Consider the following 18,550-nt stretch of genomic DNA (forward strand, 5'->3'; position numbering starts at 1 on the left):
GGGGGGCCGGTCCTAGCCGGCGGCCCGGCGGGCCAGCAGCTCCCGCTGGGCCGCGCCGTTCGCAATGCGTTGGTAGGACGGGACCATGTCCTCGGTGACGAGTTCGAGCATGATGCGGTTTTCCACCCAGAACTCGTAGAGCTCGAAGAGGCGCACCTGGGGATTCGGACCCCGCCAGAAATGGCGAGTCCGCCAGCCCTCACGGGCGCCGATGCGCGCGATGGTGGCCCGGTCCACGGGGACCGAGACCAGGGCATGGAAGGGGACAGCCAAGGGGGCACTGCGCTGGGCGGCCTCCCCCATGCCGTCGCCCGCGCCGGGCACCAGGACGGTGGTTTCAGGGTAGACCTCGATGCCAGTGCCGAAGGCATCCTCGGCATAGGCCACCCAGGCGCCCGGGATCGGGCCGATGAAGGGACCGGCGTAGCCTCCGATCAGCTCGGCGAGGACCCGGGCGACGTGCTCCGGATCCCGGGCGGGAATCGAGATGTGATGGATCATCCTGCACCCCATTGGTCAGTTGACATGACCAATATGGTCAGGTAGACTTACCAAATGTCAAGCGCGAATCCCGCCCCGTCCCCCCGGCGCCGGGGACAACCGGACGCGACGCCGCTCCTCGGCGCGCTGCTCCGGTTGGCCCACCAGGCCATGAGCCAGGAGCTGGCCCGCTGGCTGGTCGAATCGGGCTACGTCGACCTGCAGCCCGCCCACAGCGCGGCCATCCAGGCCCTGTGGACGGAGCCCGGAGGGGCGCGGCTGACCACCCTGGCACGCAAGGCCCGCATGACGAAGCAGTCGATGGGCGCGCTCGTCGAGCACCTGGGCCGGGCGGGCTACGTCGAGCGTGTCGAGGATCCCGAGGACCGCCGGGCCTCGCTCGTGCGCCTCACCGCGCGGGGCCAGGCCTACACCAGGGAGGTTCGCGCCTTCGTCCGGCGCGTCGAGGCCGACTGGGCGAAGCGGGTGGGCGCCCAGCGCATGCGGGACCTGCGCGAAACCCTGGCGCTGCTGGTGGCCGAGCAGGCCTGAGGCGCGTCTCGGCGGGCGCTGGTCGCGGCTACCCCACCCACCCCAGGTAGCCCAACCAGATCGCCCGGCCGAAGAAGACGACGACGGGGGTGGCGAGGGCCAGGAAGCAGCCGAAGGGCAGCATGGTCTGCGATCCGGTGCGGCGGATCAGCATGAGGGGCAGCCCCACGGCGGCCCCCAGGGCCGCGCCGAGGAAGAGGATCCCCAGCATGGGGCCCCAGCCCCAGAAGGCGCCCAGCCAGGCCAGCATCTTGAAGTCGCCCATGCCCAGGCCGTCGGTCTTGCGGATCCACCTGTAGACGAGGTTCAGGAGGGCGGGGCCGCCGTAGCCGATGGCCAGGCCGATCAGGCTGCCCTTCCAGGTGAGGGCCTCGCTGAAGCTCGGCCAGGCGGGGGCGGGCTGGAGGCCGTTGTGCCAGAGGCTCGCGGAAATGAGGTCCGTGAGCCCGTGGGGTCCCATAACCACCACGGAACGCTCCGCCAGGAGGGCCTGGGGCAGGGTGAAGAGCACGCCGAGGGCCATGAGCGGGAACTGGAGGACATCCGGCAGGATCATCTCCGTGAGGTCCGTGAAGAAGAGCACCAGCAGGGCGAAGGCGCAGAGCACCCCCTTCAGCCAGACCAGGGTGCCGAAGGGGAGGATCCAGTGGGCCCCGCCGAGGATGAGCCCGCCCAGCAGCTCCACCAGGGGGTAGCGGACGGGGATCCGCCAGCCGCAGGCGGCGCACTTCCCCCGCAGCCAGAGCCAGCCGAGCAGGGGCACGTTGTGCCAGGGCTTGATGGCCGCGTGGCAGGAGGGGCAGTGGCTTCCCCGGGTGACGACGTTGCGTTCCGCCGGATCCTCCTGGGGGAGCCGGTGGATCAGCACGTTGCAGAAGGAGCCCGCCGCCAGGCCGAAGGGGGCCAGGAGCAGGCTGAGGGTCCAGGGGGGCAGGTCCAGGAAGGCCATGGGACCACGATACCGGGAGCTTCCCGGCCTTTCGCGGCAGAATGGAGGTGACGCCCTGGAGGCCCCGTGTTCCGTAGCCTGATCCTGTGCAGCACCCTGGCCCTGGCGGCCCAGCAGCCGCCCGCCCCCCCGGCCCAGGCGGCCGCCCCGGCCCCCGCGCCGGAGCCCGCCCCGAAGGTCCACCCCCGGGTCCGGATCGATACCAGCTACGGCCCCATCGTGGTGGAGCTGGATCCCGAGGCGGCCCCGGCCACCGTGGCGAACTTCCTCCAGTACGTGAAGGACGGCTTCTACAAGGGCACCATCTTCCACCGGGTCATCCAGGGCTTCATGATCCAGGGCGGGGGACTGACGGAATCCCTGGACGAGAAGCCCACCCGGGGCGCGGTCACCAACGAGGCCCCCCAGGCCTTCAAGGCCGGCCTGAAGAACACCCGCGGCACCCTCGCCATGGCCCGAACGGACAACCCCCAGAGCGCCTCCTCCCAGTTCTACATCAACACCGTGGACAACCCCGCCCTGGACTTCCGCGACTACACCCCGGAGGGCTACGGCTACTGCGTGTTCGGCCGCGTGGTGTCCGGCATGGACGTGGTGGACAAGATCGAGAAGGTGCATACCGAATGGCGCAAGGGGCAGTCCGGTGTGCCCCAGTTCCCGGTGTTCATCAAGGGGGCCACGCTCCTGCCCCCGCAGTAGCCGTGCCGCCACGCCCGCTTCTCCGGCCCCTCCTGGTCTGGATCCTCGGGGCCCTGGCCCTGGCCCTGGCGGTCCTGACCTGCTTCCTGCTGGCCCCCTTCCTGGGCGGGCCGGGGGCCTTCTGGGCTGTGGCCCCCGGCTACATCCGGGGCACGGCGGCGGCCTTCGGCATCCGGCGGCGCCTGGAGGGCTGGGAGTCCCTGCCGGAGGACCTCCGGTCCGGCGCCCGGGCCGCGGTGTTCATCGGCAACCACACCTCCCAGTTCGACCCGCCCCTGCTCATCTCCACCCTGCCCAGCCGCCCGGTCTTCGTGGCCAAGAAGGAGCTGGCCCGGGTGCCCTTCCTGGGCTGGGTGATCTGGCTGGCGGACTTCATTTTCATCGATCGCGACCGGCGCGAGTCCGCCCTCCGCAGCCTCGCGGCCGCGGCCCGGCGCATCCACGACGGGCAGAGCCTCGCGGCCTTCCCCGAGGGCACGCGGAGCGCCACGGGCGGGCTGCTGCCCTTCAAGAAGGGCGTCTTCGCCCTGGCCTTCGAGGCCGGCGTCCCCGTCGTGCCCCTGGCCATCCACGGCGGCCGGGAGATCCTGCCCCGGGGCACCTGGCGCGTCCGGGGCGGGACCTACCGCATCACCGTCGGCACGCCGCTGGAGACGGGGGCGTTCCCGGATGCCGAGGCCCTGCGGCAGGCGGCCGAGGCGGCCGTCCGCCGATTGCTGGAGGCTGGCGCCCTCAGTTGATGATCTTGATGGGCGGGGGCGGGCCCTGGGGCCGCTCGCGCTCCTTGGGGATGAAGATGCCGCCCAGGATCGAGGCGACGACGCTGGCCACCAGGGCGCCGAAGAAGCCGGCCCAGAAGCCGGAGACGCTGAAGGCGAGGCCCAGCCGGGACGAGAGCGTGCCCGCCAGCCAGAACACCAGGCCGTTGATGACCAGGCTGAAGCAGCCGAAGGAGCAGACCATGGGCACCAGGGCCACGAAGCGGAGCAGGGCCCCCACCGAGGCGTTGAGCAGGCCCAGGATCACGGCCACGGCGAGGAGGTCCACGAAGGCGCCGTGGCGGATGCCCGGAACCACGGCCGACGCCACCAGCAGGCCGAGGGCGGAGAAGAGGAAGCGGAGCAGGGTCTTGATCATGTCAGGGCATCCCGTCCTTCTCGTTGGCCTGGGTGATGACGCTGCCGGGGGGGACGCTGCGGGTGAGCCAGACGTTGCCGCCGATGGCGCTGCCCTTGCCGAGGGTGATGCGGCCCAGCACGGTGGCGTTGGAGTAGACGATGACGTCGTCCTCCACCACGGGATGGCGGGGGATGCCCTTGACGGGGTGCCCTTCCGCATCGAGGGGGAAGCTCTTGGCGCCCAGGGTCACGCCCTGGTAGAGCCGGACGTTGCGGCCGATGACGCAGGTCTCGCCGATGACGACGCCGGTGCCGTGGTCGATGAAGAACCGCTCGCCGATCTGCGCGCCGGGGTGGATGTCGATGCCCGTGAGGCTGTGGGCGTGCTCGGTGATCATGCGGGGCAGCAGGGGCACGCCCAGCTTCAGCAGCTCGTGGGCCAGGCGCTGGCTGGTGATGGCCAGCAGGCCGGGGTAGCTGAAGAGCACCTCGTCGGGGCTGGTGGCGGCGGGATCGCCTTCGAAGCCCGCCTGGATGTCCGTGGCCAGCAGGCGGCGCACTTCGGGGAGGCGGGCCAGGAAGGCGCCGGCCAGGGCCAGGGCGCGGTCCGCGCAGGCGCCGCAGGCGGGATCCGAGGCCATGAGGCCGCGCTCGATCTGCTCGGCCAGGCCATGCAGCACCCGGTCCAGGCGGGCGCCCAGGTGATAGCGGAGGGTGTCGGCCTTGAGCTCGGAGGCGCCGAAGTAGCCCGGGAAGAGCAGCGCCCGCAGCTCCTCCACGAGGCCCGCCAGGGCCGTGCGCGAGGGGAACTCGCGGCGGCCCAGGGGCATCTCCGTGAGGGCCGTCGAGGCCTCGGCCAGGGCCTCCACGACGGCGTGGAGATCGGGGGAGGGGGCGGGTTCATTCGGCATGGGAGTGAGGATACTCCCGGGCCGGGTCAGTAGGTCCAGCTCAGGCTGCAGCCGGTCTCCCTGGCCAGGCGTTCCGCCAGGTTGGGGTCGTGCTTCAGGCGCAGGTCGCGGCCGGCGCGCACGCGGGCCACGAGGCCCTCCTTCGAGCGGTATTCGAAGGTGACCGGGAGCTCGCCCCTGTGGTCGGCGAGGAGGGCGCCCAGGCGGGGCGGGCACTCGCCCACGGGCAGGCGCACGAGGACGCCGGTGAAGCCCCGGCCCTGGAAGCCCTCCAGGGGCTCGAGCTGGGTGGCGAACAGCTTCACCACCAGCTGCTCGTCCTCCTCCTCCGCATCGGGATTGCCGTTGCCGCCCCCGTTCGCGGTGATGGTCTCCACCCGCAGCTCGCCGGTGATGCGCAGCATGGACTCGGGCAGGGCCAGGTGGCCGTACTGCTCGAAGGGGCGGCGGTTGGCCTTCTTGGTGAGGGGATCCCACTTGCTGGCCATGAGCAGGACCTCCATCTTGCCGGTCAGGTCCTCCACCTGGAGGATGGCCCAGGGCTCGCCCTTCTGGTTGGTCTTGAAGGCCACGCTGGTGACCATGACGCCCACCGCCACCTCGTCGCGGTCCCGCAGGCGGCCGGCGGTGGCGTCCTCCAGCACCTTGGCGATGGAGCCGTGGGTGTGCACCTGCAGGGCGTCGGCGAACTCCTCCAGGGGATGGCCGCTGACGAAGAGGCCCAGCACCTCGCGCTCGGCCTTGAGGCGCTCCTTGCGGTCCCAGGGCTCGATGTCCTCGGGCACCCGCCAGTCCTCGCTGAGGCTGGCCATCTCCGCGTCGTCGAAGAGGCTGGTGAGGCCCAGGTCCGTGCCGCCGCCGCGGGAGGCGGCGGAGAGGGCGTCCGGCAGGCCCTCCAGCAGGGCGCGGCGGTTGGGCTCCAGGCTGTCGAAGGCCCCGGCCTTGATGAGGCATTCCCAGACCTTCCGGTTGGCCTTCTGCAGGTCGGTGCTCTTCATGGCATGGAAGAGATCCTTGAAGCGACCCTCGGCCTTCCGGGCCTCCAGGATGGCCTCCAGGGCGGCGTCGCCCAGCCCCTTCACGGCCGCGAAGCCGAAGCGGATCTGGCGGTCGCCGGTCACGGTGAAGTCGAGGCCGGAATCGTTGATGTCGGGGCCCAGCACCTCGATGCCGCGGTCCCGGCAGTTCTGCACGTACTTGGCCACGTCGTCCGTGCGGCCCGACTTGGTGGAGAGCAGGCCGGCCATGAACTCCACGGGGTAGTTGGCCTTGAGGTAGGCCGTCTCGTAGGCCACCAGGGCGTAGGCGGCGCTGTGGCTCTTGTTGAAGCCGTAGCCCGCGAAGTACTCGATGAGGTCGAACAGCTCGGAGACCTTGGCCTTGTCGTAGCCGCGGTCGGCGCCCCGGGCGATGAAGGTGTCCTTCTCCTTGGCCATCTTGGCCTTGTCCTTCTTGCCCATGGCGCGGCGCAGCATGTCCGCCTCGCCCAGGGAGTAGCCCGCCACCAGGCTGGCGATCTGCATCACCTGCTCCTGGTAGAGGATCACGCCGTAGGTGGGGGCGAGGATGGGCTCCAGCTGGGGGAAGAGGTAGGTCACCGGCTCGCGGCCGTGGCGGCGCTCCACGTAGGTGGTGCCCATGCCCGCGCCGAGGGGGCCGGGGCGGAAGAGGGCGTTCAGGGCGATGAGGTCGTCGAAGCGGTCCGGCCCCAGCTGGCGGAGGAGCTGCTTCATGCCGCCGGACTCGAACTGGAAGACGCCGTCCGTGTCGCCGGCGGAGAAGAGGTCGAAGGTCTTCCTGTCGTCGAAGGTGCGGATGGCGGCCATGTCCGCCGGCGCGCCGCGCCGCAGGGCGATGACGCCCTGGATCTTGGCGATCTGGGTGAGGGTCTCCAGGCCGAGGAAGTCCATCTTCAGCAGGCCCGCCCGCTCGGCCTCGGTCATGGTGTACTGCACCATCACCGTGTTGTCCTTGTCCTTCGAGAGGGGCGCGAACTGGGTGAGGTCGTCCGGGGCGATGATGACGCCGGCGGCGTGGACGCCGGTGTTGCGGGCCAGGCCCTCCAGGCGGGCGGAAATGTCGAGGATGTTCTTCACCTCGGGATCGCTCTCGTAGAGCTCCCGCAGCTTGTCGCTCTTCTCCAGGGCCTCGCCCACGGTGATGGGCTTGCCGGGCTCCTGGGGCACCAGCTTGGTGAGGTTGTTGGCGAAGGCGAAATCCTTCTCGAAGACCCGCGCCACGTCCTTGATCACGGCCTTGGTCTTGAGCTGGTTGATGGTGACGATGTTGCTGACGCGGTCCTGGCCGTACTTCTCGGTGACGTAGTCGATCACCTTCTGGCGGCCGTCGCGGCAGAAGTCGATGTCCACGTCGGGCATGGAGATGCGCTCGGGGTTGAGGAACCGCTCGAACAGCAGGTCGTACTGCATGGGGTCGATGTCCGTGATCCGCATGGACCAGGCGACGATGCTGCCTGCGGCGGAACCGCGACCCGGCCCCACGGGCACGCCCATCTCCCGGGCCTTGCGGATGAAGTCCCAGACCAGGAGGAAGTAGCCCGGGAAGCCCATCTTCAGCACGGTGTCGAGCTCGAAGGCCAGCCGCTCGCGGTACTTCTCCTCGGCGTGCTTGAGCTGGCCCCTCTGCCAGAGGGGTCGGCACTCGGCGACGCGGGCCTCGAAGGTCTCCTTCGCCACATGGACGAAGTAGGACTCCAGGTCGAAGCCCGAGGGCACTGGGAAGTTGGGCGTGACCGGTTTGCGCGTGATGGGGAAGTGGTCCACCTTGGCGGCGATCTCCAGGGTGCGCTCCAGGTACTCCGGGTGGTCCGGGAACACCGCGCGCATCTCCTCGGGGGTCTTCACGAAGAACTGGTCCGTGGAGAACCGCATGCGGCGCTCCTTGGCCTTGGTGGTCTTGGTGCCGATGCAGAGCAGGGTGTCGTGGAGGTCCGAGTCCTCGTGGTTGAGGTAGTGGGCATCGTTGGTGGCCACCAGGGGGATGCCCAGCTTCGCGGCCAGCGCCTGCTGGAAGGGGATGATCTCCTTCTCCTTGTCGAAGCCTTGGTCCTGGATCTCCAGGTAGAAGTCCTCGCCGAAGAGGTCGCGGAAGTCCCGGGCCACGCGCTCCGCCTGGTCCAGCCGGTTCTGCAGGATGCGGGCCTGCACCTCGCCGCCCAGGCAGGCCGACAGCGCGATGAGCCCCTCGCTGTGCTCGCGGAGGAGGTCCTTGTCGATGCGGGGCTTGTAGTAGAAGCCCTCGGTGAAGCCCTTGGAGACCAGCTTGCTCAGGTTCGCGAAGCCCGCGGGGTTCTTGGCCAGCAGCACCAGGTGGTAGCCGGCGTCCCGGGAGCCGCTGGGATCCACGCAGTCCTCCAGGCCCTCCTCGCCCGTGGTGTTCCTCGCCTCGAGCTTGCGGTCGAAGCGGGTCTTGGGGGCCACGTACACCTCGCAGCCCAGGATGGGCTTGACCGCCCAGGTCCCGCCCTCGTCCTTCGTCTTCTCGCAGGCGTCGAAGAGCTTCATCATCCCGTACATGTTCCCGTGGTCCGTCACCGCCACGGCAGGCATGCCCGAGGCCTGGCACTTCTTCACGAGATCGGGGATGCGGGTCAGGCCGTCGAGGAGGGAGTACTCGGTGTGCAGGTGCAGATGGGCGAAGCTCATGGGCCCATTGTGGGGCGGGGCGGGGTCTGGCGGGCAAGTGCCGCGCGATCATCCCGATGCGAAGGCCGGGCGGGCGGGGCGCCGGGTCAGGCCTGGCCCAGGAGCCCCTGGAGCGCGGCCCGCAGGCCGGATTCCGTGAGGGGCGGCTCCACCCGGGCGTGGGGGCCCTCCGTCTGGGGCCCGCCCACCTGGATCCACCGGGCCCGGCGGCGCAGCAGGTCGTCCTCGCGCCAGACGGCGAGGATGCTGGGCTCCCGCGCCCAGACCAGGACGCTCGGGTAGGGCCCCTCCCGCGGGGGGACGGTGCCCCAGACTTCGATGTCCGCGCCCCAGCCGCGCAGCCAGGCCTCCACCCGGGCGGCCTCCACGGTGCCGTCCACGCCGATGGCCACGGTCCAGCCGGCCAGGAACCCACCCAGGCCCGGCCGCGTCTCCTCGTCCCGCTCCACCCAGCCCAGGCGATGGCCGCCGGGCAGGGGGTGGCTCCGCAGGCGGTAGGGCGTGCCGTCCTGGGCCACCAGGCGGTCCTCGGCGTCGGTGGCCCGCACGCGCTCGGCCCAGCCTGATCCGAAGAGGGCCTCCATGGGCTCCGAAGGACGATCCGTGCGGAAGGGGCCGCCGGGGACGAGGTCCTCCCAGGCGTCGGCCTCCGCTTCGGCCAGGATGAGCCGCTCGCGCAGCGACTCGGTGACGAGCCACTGCCAGGAGGTGCCGATGGCCATGGCCAGGATGAGCATGCTGAAGCCGGAGAGGCGGATCTTCAGGTTGAAGAGGCTCTCGGCCGCGATCTCCACCACCACCGGCAGGGCCACGCCCAGGAAGCCCAGGAAGAGCCGCCGGCCCATGGGATCGCCCTCGAGGCGGGCCTTCAGGGTGGCCCAGATCAGGGCGCCGCAGCCCACCAGGTAGGTGATGTCGGCCGCATGGTGGAGGGGCGGGTCCAGGGGGTGGAGGGGCGGCAGGGCCAGGTTGCGGAAGAAGTTGGGGATCATGCCCAGGGCGATCCAGAGGGGGAAGCGCGGGGAGAGGTGCCGGGGGAAGAGGCGCACCACCGCCAGGCAGAGGGCGATGAACCCGAAGCAGACCAGCAGGCTCTGGGCCCGCTCCAGGGTGTCGAGGCGCAGGGCCGCGTCCGCCTCCATGGCCAGGGCCCCGTGGCGGAGGCCCACCAGCAGGCAGGTGACGGAGAGCCAGCCCATCATGCGGTCCCGTCGCGCCAGGGCGTCCGCCCCGTAGGCGACGGTCAGGGCGAAGAGGGCCCCGGCCTGCAGGGCGTCGAGAAGGGTCCAGTCCAGGAGCTGCATGCGGAACCGTCCGGCTGGTGGGAGGATGGGAAGTCCGTCCAGCCTAATCCAAACCGGTCCGAGCTCGTAGCCGCAAACATCCTGGAGCCCCCTGTGATCGCCTTCGAGAACCTGGAAGTGCGCTACGCCGCTGCCGCGGCGCCCGCCCTGAAGGGCCTGACCCTGTCCCTCGACCGGGGCATCGTGGGGCTCCTCGGCCCCAACGGCGCCGGCAAGTCCACCCTGCTGAAGGCGCTGCTGGGCCTCCTCCGGCCCTCGGCCGGGGGGGGCACCGTCCTCGGCATCCCCCTCGGGGCGCCGGAATCGGCCCGGCTGCGCGGACGCATCGGCTACATGCCCGAGTACGACGCCCTCATCGAGGACGCCACGGCCTACGAGCAGGTGGCCTTCTGGGGCGAACTCTCCGGCCTCGCGCCCGAAGCCGCCCGCGACCGGGCCCACGAGGTGCTCTACTTCGTGGGCCTGGACGAGGCCCGGTACCGCCCGGTGAGCGGCTACTCCACGGGGATGCGCCAGCGGGTGAAGCTGGCCCAGGCCCTGGTCCACAGCCCCGAGCTGGTCTTCCTGGACGAGCCCACCAACGGCCTGGACCCCGACGGCCGCCGCCGGATGCTGGACCTGGTGCTGCGGGTCCACGCGGAGCTGGGGACGGGCGTCATCCTGGCCTCCCACCTGCTGGGCGATGTGGAGCGCGTGGCCGACCAGCTGGTGATCCTCGACCAGGGCCAGATCAAGGCCGCGGGCTCCATGGCCGGCCTGCGGCGGGCCCTGGCCCGGCGGGTGGAGCTGCGCTTCCTGGACCCCCTGGACGCGGCCCAGGAGGCGGCCCTGGCGGAGCTGGGGGCCGTGCTGGAGAGCCGGAACGGCCTCTACGACCTGGAGCTGGCCGAGGCGGATCCCCCGGCGGTGTTCCGGTGGGCGGAGGCGATGGGGGCCACCCTGATCCAGCTCACCCCACGCCACGACCGCCTGGACGAGGTCCTCCTGCGGGCCCTCCATCCCGCCACCGCCACGACGGGAGCCTGAGCCATGCCCATCTACGCCCCCACGCTGCCCCCGGCGCCGGACCTCAATCAGGGCCAGCCGCCGGCCCTGGTGCTCATGCGGTTCGACCTGGCCCGGCTCTGGCGCCAGAAGATCGGGCGCTTCTTCGGCTTCGCCTTCCTGATGGTGCTGATCGTGAAGCTCACCGTCATCTACGTGAAGTACCTCCTGGACACCAACGCGGCCCTGCGGCCCATGCAGGACTTCGCCAAGGCCGTGCTGTCCCAGGGCGCCGAGTTCCAGGCGGGGCTGCTGGACCCCGCGAGCTACCTGCTGTGGTTCCTCGTGGCCCTGGTGGGCGGGGGCCTCGTGGCCCGCGACACGCTCTACCGGGTGCGCCCCCTGATGTACGCCCACCCCGTCTCGCCGCGGGACTACCTGGTGGCCAAGCTGGGCTTCGCCAGCGCGCTGCCCTTCGCGGTGCTCCTGCCCTTCGTCCTCCTGCCCTGGGCCATGTCCCTGATGGTGGCGGGACTCCACGGCCCCGTCTGGCCCACGGCGCCGCTCCGGCTCCTGCCGGCGGTGGCGGTGCTCTCGCTCCTCATGGGGGCCATGGCCGTGGGGGCCTCCGCCATGGCCGCCACGCCGCGGGCGGGCGTGGGCTGGGTGCTGGGCCTGGTGCTGGGGACCTCGGCCCTGGCCTCCCTGGTCCAGGGGCTCACGGGCTTCGTCGGGGCCCAGGCCCTGAATCCCGTGCTGCTGGCCCAGACCTGGCCGCAGCTGTTCGTGGGGATGGACCGGCCCTTCATGGGCTGGTTCCCCGCCGCACTCGGCACCGCCTTCCACATCGGCCTCTGGACCTTCGTGGCCGCGCGCCGGACCCTTCCCTCGGAGGCGGTGATCTGATGATTTCCCTCGACCGCGCCTCCCTCCGCTACGGCCCCATCCTGGGCCTGAGCCCCACCACCTTCGAGCTGCCGGACGGTGGCGGCATCACGGGCCTGCTGGGGCCCAACGGCGCCGGCAAGTCCTCCCTCCTTCAGCTGCTCTCGGGCCTGCTGCCGCCGTCGGGCGGCGAGGTGCGAGTCTTCGGCCAGGCTCCCTTCCGCAATCCCGCCGTGCTGGCGCGCCTGGGCCTCGTGCCGGAAGGCGACCGCCTGCCCTCGGGGCTCCGCGCCGACCGCTGGCTGCGGATGATGGGCGAGCTGTCGGGTCTCTCCGGCGAGGCGCTGAAGGCCGCCCAGGCCCGCGCCCTCGAGACCGTGGGCATGGCCGACCGGGCCCACCTCACCTTCGCCCGCATGTCCAAGGGCATGCGCCAGCGCATCCGCCTGGCCCAGGCCCTCCTGCACGGCCCCGAGCTGCTGATCCTGGACGAGCCCTTCAACGGCCTGGACCCCGAGGCCCGCCTGGGCCTCATGGACCTGCTCCGGCGCCTGGCGGGAGAAGGGGTCCGGGTGCTGGTCTCCAGCCACATCCTGTCCGAGATCGCCCAGCTCACGGACCGCATCCTCCTGCTCTTCCGCGGGCGCCTGCTCGCGGAGGGCACCGTGACGGAGATCCGCCAGCTGCTGGATCGCCACCCGGTGGAACTGCGGCTCACGGGCGAACCCCTGGACCTGGCGCGCTGGGCGGTGGAGCAGCCGGAACTGGCGGCCCTCCGCATGGAGGAGGGCGCCGTCGTCCTCTCCGTGCGGTCGCCCCGGGACATCCTGCCCCGGCTGCAGCAGGCCGCCGCCGCCGGGCGGATCCCCCTCCGGGCCCTCGATCCCCTGGACCTCAACCTCGATGCCGTCTTCCAGTACCTCACCAAGGATCACGCCTAATGCTCTCCGGGGGTTCCTCGCTGCGCGAACACCCCCGGGCCCCCCGCCCGGGCCAGGCGGAGCCTGTCCCGGGCAAGTAACTGTTTGAGGCCCTACGAGGAACCCATGAGCCAAGCCGCCCCGTCCCCCCTCGCGACGCTCCGCGCCACGGCCTTCGGCTACGCTCCGCGCCTCCTCCAGGGTCGCGGCTGGGCCGTGGCCGCCCTCGTGGCCGTGCCGGTCGGCATCAGCCTGGGCGTCTTCACCTTCAGCCGCCTCCAGGGGCTCGACTCGGATCCGGCCGAGGCCCTGCGGATCTTCCACGACGGCCTCGTGAAGATGATGCTGCCCATCATGGCGCTCGTGGCGGCGCCGGCGGGCATCCGCGAGGACCTGGAGCAGCGCACCCTGCCGCTCCTCCTGGTGCGTCCCGCGGCCGTGTGGGCCTACCCCCTGGGCAAGGGCCTGCCCTGGTTCCTCTGGGGCGCGGCCTGGCTGGTGCTCGGCGCCCTCGGCCTGCAGGTGGTGGGCGGGGATCCCTCCCTCCTGCTCGGGCGCATCGGCGCCCTGGTGGGGGCCTGGTGGGGCGAACTGGCCCTCATGACCCTCGTCGGCCTGCTCTTCAAGCGGGGCACGCTCTGGGGCGCCCTCTACTTCTTCCTGTGGGAGCCGCTGCTGCGGATCTTCCCGCCCTTCCTCCAGCGGCTCACCTTCACGCACTACATCGAGAGCCTGGCCGGCAGCCGCGCTGCCGAGGTGAAGACCCACGAGCTGCTGGCTCAGGAGCAGGTGACGACCCATCCCGCCGTGGCGATCCTCGTGCTGGTCGCCTTCGGCGCCCTCTGCTGGGCCCTGGCGGGCTGGAAGCTGCACCGGACGCCCATCGGGCTCGCGGGGAGCGAGGCGGAAGGCTGATCCGCCCCGCCCCCCCACCGGCCCCTCAGGGGACGAGGATCAGCGCCCCCCGCGTGGCCCGGGACTCCAGCAAGGCGTGGGCGCGACCCGCCTCCCGCAGGGGGAGCCGATCGTGGACGTGCGGCCGGACCTTCCCGTCGGCGTGGGCCTGGAACAGGTCCGCGGCGGCGGCGCGCAGGTCCGCGGGACTGGCGATGTGGTGGAAGATGCTGGGCCGCTGGAAGGCCAGCGAACCCCGGCGCCCCAGGTCCGCGGCGTCCACAGGGGGCACGGGGCCGCTGCTGCGGCCGTACGAGGCCAGCAGCCCGAAGGGGGCCAGGCTGGCCAGGGAGGCGGTGAAGGTGTCCTGGCCCACGGAATCGAATACCGTGCCCGCCCCCACGCCGTCCGAGAGATGGCGGACCTCCGCGGCGAGGCCGTCGTAGGCGCCGCCGCGGGGTACGACCACCGTGGCCTGGGCGCCTTCCGCCGCGACCATGCTCGCCTTCTCCGGGTCGCTCACCACGCCGATGACCTTCGCCCCCTCCCGGGCCAGCCAGCGGGTGAGGAGCAGCCCCACGCCCCCGGCCGCGGCGTGGACCAGGGCCCAGGGGCCACGGTCGGCCCGCCACACGCGACGGACGAGCATGTGGGCGGTCAGCCCCTTGAAGAGCAGGGCGGCGGCGTCCTCGTCGGACAGGCTGTCGGGAAGGGGGATCAGCCGGTCCGCCGGATGGTTGCGCGCTTCGGCGTAGGCACCCGTGGGACCGTCCACGTAGCCCACCCGCTGGCCCATCCGGAGGCCTGTCACGCCCGCTCCCAGCGCCTCCACCACCCCGGCGGCCTCGAAGCCCGGAACGGCAGGCAGGGGCACCGGATAGGCCCCGCTGCGGTGGTAGACATCGATGTAGTTGACGCCGATGGCCCGGTGGCGGATCCGGGCCTCGCCGGGCCCGGGGTCGGGAAGCGGCGCCTCCACCCATGCGAGCACCTCGGGGCCCCCGGTGGCCTGGATCTGGATCTGATGGTTCACGGCTGCCTCCAGTTGTTTGAAATTTATCAAACAATGCATCCATGGTGGCCCGGCCGCGGGGGGCGTCAAGCAAATTGTTAGATAATTGCCTAACTATTTGACTCCTTGGACCTGCGCTGCCATCTTCGGACCATGCGAGTCGTCCAGCAGCCCGAGCGCGACCAGTTCGACCTGGCGGCGGTGCTCTACGCGCTGAGCGACCCCACGCGGCTGGAGCTGGTCCGGCGCCTGGCCCAGGATGGGGAGCGCGCCTGCGGGACCTTCGACGTCTGCGCCACCAAGGCCACCCTCAGCCACCACTTCAAGGTGCTCCGGGAGGCCGGGCTGATCCACACCCGCGCGGAGGGCGTCTACCGCTTCATCAGCCTGCGGAGGAGGGACCTGGACGCGCGGTTCCCCGGGCTCCTCAAGGCGGTTCTCAAGGCGGCCGGAGCCCCTGGGCGATAGACTGGCGGGATGGATGCAACCTTCCGCACCGTCACGTCCGAGGGCACCGAGATCCTGGTGGAGACCCTGCCGCAGGTGCGCAGCTGCGCGCTGGGGTTCTGGGTGCGCCGGGGTTCGCGCCACGAGGGCGCCGCGGAGGAGGGCCTGGCCCACTTCCTCGAGCACACAGTCTTCAAGGGCACCGAGCACTTCCCCACGCCGGACGAGCTGGCCGCGGCCACGGACCGGCTGGGGGGCCACGTGGACGCCTTCACGGGCAAGGAGGTGGCCTGCTTCTACGGCAAGGTGCTGGCGGACCAGCTGCCGGACCTGGTCCGCCTGCTGGGGGACCTGGTCACCACGCCCCGTTTCGATCCGGAGGAGCTGGCCCGGGAGCGGAGCGTCATCCTGGAGGAGATCGCCCAGAGCGAGGACCAGCCGGACGACTGGGTGAGCGAACTGTTCTACGGGCGCTTCTGGGAGGGCTCGCCCCTGGCCCATCCCATCCTGGGTCGGCCCGAGCAGGTGGCCACCTATGGCCCCGCGGAGGCTCGGGCCTTCTTCGAGGCCACCTACCGGCCCGAGAACCTGGTGATCACCGCCGCGGGGGCCCTCGAGCCCGAGCCGCTGATGGCGCTCCTGCGCCCGGTCCTGGACCGGCTCCCGCGGGGGACGGCCCACGGCGCAGGCGGCCCCAGCACCCCCCGGCCGTTCCTCCTGAACGTCCCGCGCAAGGACCTGCAGCAGGTGAACCTGGTGCTGGGATTCCCGGCGCCTTCGCACCAGAGCGCCGACCGCGCCGCGGCCAACCTCCTGAGCCACGTGCTGGGCGGCGGGGCCGCCTCGCGGCTCTTCCTGGAGCTGCGCGAGCGCCGGGGCCTCTGCTACCAGGTGGGCAGCTACCTGAGCCCCTACGCCGACACGGGGGCCCTGCAGATCGCCGCCAGCTGCGCCGCGGCCCAGGCCCGCGAGCTGGTGCAGCGGGCCATGGCCGAGTGCGCCCGGGTGCGGGAGCGCGGCGTGGAGGCCGACGAGCTTGACCGCGCGAAGCTGCAGGCCCGAACCAGCCTGGTCTTCAGCCAGGAATCCAGCAGCAGCCGCATGTTCAGCCTGGCCCACCAGGCCATCCACCAGGGCCGCCTGCAGAGCCTGGACGACCAGATGGCGGAGATCGAGGCCGTCACCCTCGCGGACCTGGCGCGGGTGGCCCGCGAGCTGCTCGAGCCTGGCCGCATCGGTCTCAGCGCCCTCGGCACCCGCAGGGGCGGGGAGATCCGACCGAAGGACCTGGTGGCCTGAGTCAGAGGGCCCGGGCCATCCGGCGCACGGCTTCGGCCAGCTCGCGCTCGTCCAAAGCGGAGAACCCGAGACGGAGGTTGGGCCTCGGGCGGTCCTGGAAGTCGAAGCGGCGGCCGGTGTAGAGGCCGACGCCCGCCTCCCGCGCCCGCGTCGCCCAGGCCTCAATGTCGATGGCAGGATCCACGGACAGCCAGAGGCTCATGCCGCCCGCCGGGAGGTCGAAGGCCACCGCCCCGCCCAGGTGGCGGCGGAGGGCCTCGGCCAGGACCTCGCGCCGGGCCTCGTAGGTCCGGCGCATCTTCCGGGCGTGGCGCTGGAGGAGCCCGTCCTCCAGCAGCTCCGCCACGGCCCGCTGGAGGACGGGGTCCCCCTGACCGTCCGTGGTGGCCCTGCGGGCCGCCAGGGCCTGGACGAGGGCCTGCGGGCCGGAGACGAAGCCGAGGCGGAGGCCCGGCGCCAGGATCTTCGACAGGGTCCCCAGGTAGACCACCACGCCCGCCGGGTCCTCCCCGGCGAGGGGCAGCACGGGCCGGCCCTCGAAGTGGAATTCGTTGTCGTAGTCGTCCTCCAGGAGGGCGATCCGGTGGCTCGCCGCCAGTTCCAGGAGGCGCAGGCGGCGCGCCGCGCCCATGGTTACGGTGGTGGGGAACTGGTGGTGGGGGGTGAGGTAGGCGGCGCGGAGGGGACCCTTCGCCAGGGCCTCCGCCAGCGCCTCCACGCGCAGGCCCGCCGCGTCCACCGGCACGGGCACCAGCTCGGCCCCCGCGGCCCGCAGGGTGGCCCAGGCCGCGGGGTAGCCGGGATCCTCCACGGCCACGCGGTCCCCGGGGCGGATGAGGGTGCGGGCCACCAGATCCAGGGCCCCCTGGCTGCCCCCGGCCACCATCAGGCGGTCCGCGGAGACGGCCAGACCCCGCATCTCGGAGAGGAGCCGGGCCAGGGCGGCGCGGAGGCGGGGCTCGCCGCCGGGATCGCCGTAGCCCAGCAGTTCCGGGTGGCCCAGGGCCCGGCGGTAGGCCCGGGCGAGCAGCTCCGCGGGTACGAGGCGGAGGTCCGGCACCCCGCCGCCGAAATCCAGCCCTCCCTGGCCTGGGCGGAGGCGGGTGGGGGTGGGCGATGCCAGGTCGTAGCCTGGCCCTGTCCCGGTCCGGGCCCTTCCCGGCGGGGGCTCCGGCAGGCCCGGGGCCACCCGCGTGCTGCGTCGCTCGGAGACGATCCAGCCTTCGGCCTCCAGCTCCCGGTAGGCGGCCAGCACGGTATTGCGGTGGACGCCCAGGGTCGCAGCCAGGGTCCGGGAGCCGGGCAGGGCGTCCCCGGGGCGCAGCCGGCCCCGGCGGATGTCGCGCCGGACGGCCTGGGCGATCTGCTGGAAGACCGGCTGGTGGGCCGTTCCGGACTGCAGGGCGATGGGGAAGGTCCAGGGGCGCATGGTCTAGTTGTAATGACAGAAATGGATCTTTTCAATGGGCCATCTTCCCCGAATCCTGGCAGCGGCCCCGTTGGCCGCCGGAGTCCCCATGCGCACCTCCAAACCCCACCCCGAACTCGCCCCCAAGGGTTACCAGGGCTTCCTCCAGGTCGTCGGATACCTTCGCGCCTCGGGCCTGGAATCCGGTCTCCTCCACCTGATCGAAGTCCGGGCCTCCCAGCTGAACGGCTGCGCCTTCTGCATGGACATGCATGCCACCGCGGCCCAGGAGGGCGGCGAGTCCCAGCGGCGGCTGAACCTCCTCGCCGCCTGGCGCGAAGCGCCGCTGTTCACCCCCCGCGAGCGGGCCGCCCTGGCCTGGACCGAGGCGCTCACGGAACTGGGGCGCCACGCCGTGGACGATGCGCTCCACGCGGCCACCCGGCAGCACTTCTCCGAGCAGGAGCTGGTGGACCTGACCTACGCCATCGCCCTCATCAACGCCTGGAACCGCCTGGGCGTGGCCCTGCAGCCGGACCTGCCCGGGGTGTCCGCATGAGCGCCCCGGCCATCGCCTACCGCCAGGACCGGACGCCCGCCCTCGAGGCCATCCGGGCGCTCTACGCCGCCGCGCCCCTGCGGCGGCCCATCCACGACCCGGCGCGCATCCGGCGGATGTTCGAGGGCTCCAACGTGGTGATCTCCGCCTACGACGGGGAGCGCCTCGTGGGACTGCTGCGCGGATGGACCGACTTCGCCTTCGACGGGTACGTCTGCGACCTGGCCGTCCACCCCGCCTACCAGAAGGCCGGGGTCGGGAGGGCGCTCCTGGACCGGGCCCTGGCCCTCGGCGAGGGCGTCCAGTGGGTGCTGCTGGCCTCCCCCATCGCGAAGGACTACTACGCCCACGTGGGCTGGGAGAAGGTGGAGAACGGCTGGAAGCTGAGCCGGGACGGATGGAATCCCGGATCCATGGAGGCCTACCAGGCCCAGCATGCGGAGCTGGCGGCGAAGGCGTGAGGC

At 71.9% G+C, this 18,550-nt stretch carries 19 protein-coding genes; 11 read left to right on the plus strand and 8 right to left on the minus strand.

From position 1 onward, the window contains the following. Positions 1-12: 12 nt before the first annotated feature. Positions 13-501 carry a hypothetical protein gene (locus tag QSJ33_RS14280; RefSeq protein WP_285727385.1) on the minus strand — a complete coding sequence of 163 codons (489 nt, stop codon included), beginning with the start codon at positions 499-501 and terminating at the stop codon, positions 13-15. 54 nt (positions 502-555) lie between these two features. On the opposite strand from QSJ33_RS14280, the gene QSJ33_RS14285 reads away from it, so the two are divergent. After that, positions 556-1,032, plus strand: a complete 477-nt coding sequence (locus QSJ33_RS14285) for a MarR family winged helix-turn-helix transcriptional regulator (RefSeq protein WP_285727387.1) — start codon at positions 556-558, stop codon at positions 1,030-1,032. 28 nt (positions 1,033-1,060) lie between these two features. On the opposite strand, the gene QSJ33_RS14290 is transcribed toward QSJ33_RS14285, so the two are convergent. Next, complete coding sequence (locus QSJ33_RS14290) at positions 1,061-1,981, minus strand: prepilin peptidase (RefSeq protein WP_285727389.1); 921 nt, start codon at positions 1,979-1,981, stop codon at positions 1,061-1,063. Positions 1,982-2,077: 96 nt separating this feature from the next. Here QSJ33_RS14290 and QSJ33_RS14295 point away from each other — a divergent pair, with 96 nt between their 5' ends. Together QSJ33_RS14295 and QSJ33_RS14300 are read left to right on the plus strand one after the other, a co-directional pair. Then, on the plus strand, positions 2,078-2,680 hold the full coding sequence (locus tag QSJ33_RS14295; RefSeq protein ID WP_420801412.1) for a peptidylprolyl isomerase: 603 nt from the start codon (positions 2,078-2,080) through the stop codon (positions 2,678-2,680). Positions 2,681-2,682: 2 nt separating this feature from the next. Continuing rightward, positions 2,683-3,420, plus strand: a complete 738-nt coding sequence (locus QSJ33_RS14300) for a lysophospholipid acyltransferase family protein (RefSeq protein ID WP_285727393.1) — start codon at positions 2,683-2,685, stop codon at positions 3,418-3,420. Here QSJ33_RS14300 and QSJ33_RS14305 read toward each other — a convergent pair. The 4 genes from QSJ33_RS14305 to QSJ33_RS14320 form a co-directional block, all read right to left on the minus strand. After that, positions 3,413-3,817, minus strand: a complete 405-nt coding sequence (locus tag QSJ33_RS14305) for a phage holin family protein (RefSeq protein ID WP_285727395.1) — start codon at positions 3,815-3,817, stop codon at positions 3,413-3,415. The two genes, QSJ33_RS14300 and QSJ33_RS14305, sit on opposite strands and share 8 nt — an antisense overlap. A 1-nt stretch (position 3,818) precedes the next feature. Further along, positions 3,819-4,709: a serine O-acetyltransferase gene (locus QSJ33_RS14310; RefSeq protein WP_285727397.1), complete on the minus strand. Its 891-nt coding sequence runs from the start codon at positions 4,707-4,709 to the stop codon at positions 3,819-3,821. A 26-nt stretch (positions 4,710-4,735) separates the two neighbouring features. Continuing rightward, positions 4,736-8,374 (minus strand): DNA polymerase III subunit alpha, encoded by a 3,639-nt coding sequence (gene dnaE / locus QSJ33_RS14315; RefSeq protein ID WP_285727399.1) that lies wholly within the window; start codon positions 8,372-8,374, stop codon positions 4,736-4,738. Positions 8,375-8,460: 86 nt separating this feature from the next. Beyond that, a complete protein-coding gene (locus QSJ33_RS14320) occupies positions 8,461-9,678 on the minus strand; it encodes a 7TM diverse intracellular signaling domain-containing protein (protein ID WP_285727401.1) in 1,218 nt (405 codons plus the stop codon). Positions 9,679-9,771: 93 nt separating this feature from the next. Here QSJ33_RS14320 and QSJ33_RS14325 point away from each other — a divergent pair, with 93 nt between their 5' ends. From QSJ33_RS14325 to QSJ33_RS14340, 4 genes are all read left to right on the plus strand, one after another. After that, positions 9,772-10,704, plus strand: a complete 933-nt coding sequence (locus tag QSJ33_RS14325; RefSeq protein ID WP_285727403.1) for an ABC transporter ATP-binding protein — start codon at positions 9,772-9,774, stop codon at positions 10,702-10,704. Between the two features lie 3 nt (positions 10,705-10,707). Further along, positions 10,708-11,568 (plus strand): hypothetical protein, encoded by an 861-nt coding sequence (locus QSJ33_RS14330; protein WP_285727406.1) that lies wholly within the window; start codon positions 10,708-10,710, stop codon positions 11,566-11,568. Continuing rightward, the gene (locus QSJ33_RS14335) at positions 11,568-12,488 is read left to right on the plus strand and encodes an ABC transporter ATP-binding protein (protein WP_285727409.1); all 921 of its coding nucleotides are present in this window, start codon (positions 11,568-11,570) and stop codon (positions 12,486-12,488) included. The genes QSJ33_RS14330 and QSJ33_RS14335 overlap by 1 nt, the downstream gene beginning before the upstream one ends. Before the next feature lie 105 nt (positions 12,489-12,593). Next, entirely contained in the window at positions 12,594-13,382 is a 789-nt protein-coding gene (locus tag QSJ33_RS14340) for a hypothetical protein (RefSeq protein ID WP_285727411.1), read from the plus strand. Between the two features lie 25 nt (positions 13,383-13,407). On the opposite strand, the gene QSJ33_RS14345 is transcribed toward QSJ33_RS14340, so the two are convergent. Beyond that, entirely contained in the window at positions 13,408-14,394 is a 987-nt protein-coding gene (locus tag QSJ33_RS14345) for a quinone oxidoreductase family protein (RefSeq protein WP_285727413.1), read from the minus strand. Positions 14,395-14,526: 132 nt separating this feature from the next. Between QSJ33_RS14345 and QSJ33_RS14350 the strand changes: the two genes are divergently transcribed. Further along, positions 14,527-14,841: an ArsR/SmtB family transcription factor gene (locus tag QSJ33_RS14350; RefSeq protein WP_285727414.1), complete on the plus strand. Its 315-nt coding sequence runs from the start codon at positions 14,527-14,529 to the stop codon at positions 14,839-14,841. A 9-nt stretch (positions 14,842-14,850) separates the two neighbouring features. Next, positions 14,851-16,119 (plus strand): M16 family metallopeptidase, encoded by a 1,269-nt coding sequence (locus QSJ33_RS14355; RefSeq protein ID WP_285727417.1) that lies wholly within the window; start codon positions 14,851-14,853, stop codon positions 16,117-16,119. A 1-nt stretch (position 16,120) separates the two neighbouring features. Here the strand turns inward: QSJ33_RS14355 and pdxR are convergent, their stop codons facing one another. After that, positions 16,121-17,548 (minus strand): MocR-like pyridoxine biosynthesis transcription factor PdxR, encoded by a 1,428-nt coding sequence (pdxR, locus tag QSJ33_RS14360; RefSeq protein WP_285727419.1) that lies wholly within the window; start codon positions 17,546-17,548, stop codon positions 16,121-16,123. Positions 17,549-17,636: 88 nt separating this feature from the next. On the opposite strand from pdxR, the gene QSJ33_RS14365 reads away from it, so the two are divergent. Next, on the plus strand, positions 17,637-18,086 hold the full coding sequence (locus tag QSJ33_RS14365; protein ID WP_285727421.1) for a carboxymuconolactone decarboxylase family protein: 450 nt from the start codon (positions 17,637-17,639) through the stop codon (positions 18,084-18,086). Beyond that, positions 18,083-18,547, plus strand: a complete 465-nt coding sequence (locus tag QSJ33_RS14370) for a GNAT family N-acetyltransferase (RefSeq protein WP_285727423.1) — start codon at positions 18,083-18,085, stop codon at positions 18,545-18,547. The genes QSJ33_RS14365 and QSJ33_RS14370 overlap by 4 nt, the downstream gene beginning before the upstream one ends. The last annotated feature ends 3 nt before the right edge of the window (positions 18,548-18,550 follow it).

Source organism: Geothrix rubra, assembly GCF_030268065.1.
In the GTDB taxonomy this organism is placed as follows: domain Bacteria; phylum Acidobacteriota; class Holophagae; order Holophagales; family Holophagaceae; genus Geothrix; species Geothrix rubra.

Coding starts and splice junctions, on each gene's coding strand:
- QSJ33_RS14280 (WP_285727385.1), bottom strand. CDS start 501: ATGATCCATCACATCTCGATTCCCGCCCGGGATCCGGAGCACGTCGCC.
- QSJ33_RS14285 (WP_285727387.1), top strand. CDS start 556: ATGTCAAGCGCGAATCCCGCCCCGTCCCCCCGGCGCCGGGGACAACCG.
- QSJ33_RS14290 (WP_285727389.1), bottom strand. CDS start 1,981: ATGGCCTTCCTGGACCTGCCCCCCTGGACCCTCAGCCTGCTCCTGGCC.
- QSJ33_RS14305 (WP_285727395.1), bottom strand. CDS start 3,817: ATGATCAAGACCCTGCTCCGCTTCCTCTTCTCCGCCCTCGGCCTGCTG.
- QSJ33_RS14310 (WP_285727397.1), bottom strand. CDS start 4,709: ATGCCGAATGAACCCGCCCCCTCCCCCGATCTCCACGCCGTCGTGGAG.
- dnaE (WP_285727399.1), bottom strand. CDS start 8,374: ATGAGCTTCGCCCATCTGCACCTGCACACCGAGTACTCCCTCCTCGAC.
- QSJ33_RS14320 (WP_285727401.1), bottom strand. CDS start 9,678: ATGCAGCTCCTGGACTGGACCCTTCTCGACGCCCTGCAGGCCGGGGCC.
- QSJ33_RS14330 (WP_285727406.1), top strand. CDS start 10,708: ATGCCCATCTACGCCCCCACGCTGCCCCCGGCGCCGGACCTCAATCAG.
- QSJ33_RS14335 (WP_285727409.1), top strand. CDS start 11,568: ATGATTTCCCTCGACCGCGCCTCCCTCCGCTACGGCCCCATCCTGGGC.
- QSJ33_RS14340 (WP_285727411.1), top strand. CDS start 12,594: ATGAGCCAAGCCGCCCCGTCCCCCCTCGCGACGCTCCGCGCCACGGCC.
- QSJ33_RS14350 (WP_285727414.1), top strand. CDS start 14,527: ATGCGAGTCGTCCAGCAGCCCGAGCGCGACCAGTTCGACCTGGCGGCG.
- QSJ33_RS14355 (WP_285727417.1), top strand. CDS start 14,851: ATGGATGCAACCTTCCGCACCGTCACGTCCGAGGGCACCGAGATCCTG.
- pdxR (WP_285727419.1), bottom strand. CDS start 17,548: ATGCGCCCCTGGACCTTCCCCATCGCCCTGCAGTCCGGAACGGCCCAC.
- QSJ33_RS14365 (WP_285727421.1), top strand. CDS start 17,637: ATGCGCACCTCCAAACCCCACCCCGAACTCGCCCCCAAGGGTTACCAG.
- QSJ33_RS14370 (WP_285727423.1), top strand. CDS start 18,083: ATGAGCGCCCCGGCCATCGCCTACCGCCAGGACCGGACGCCCGCCCTC.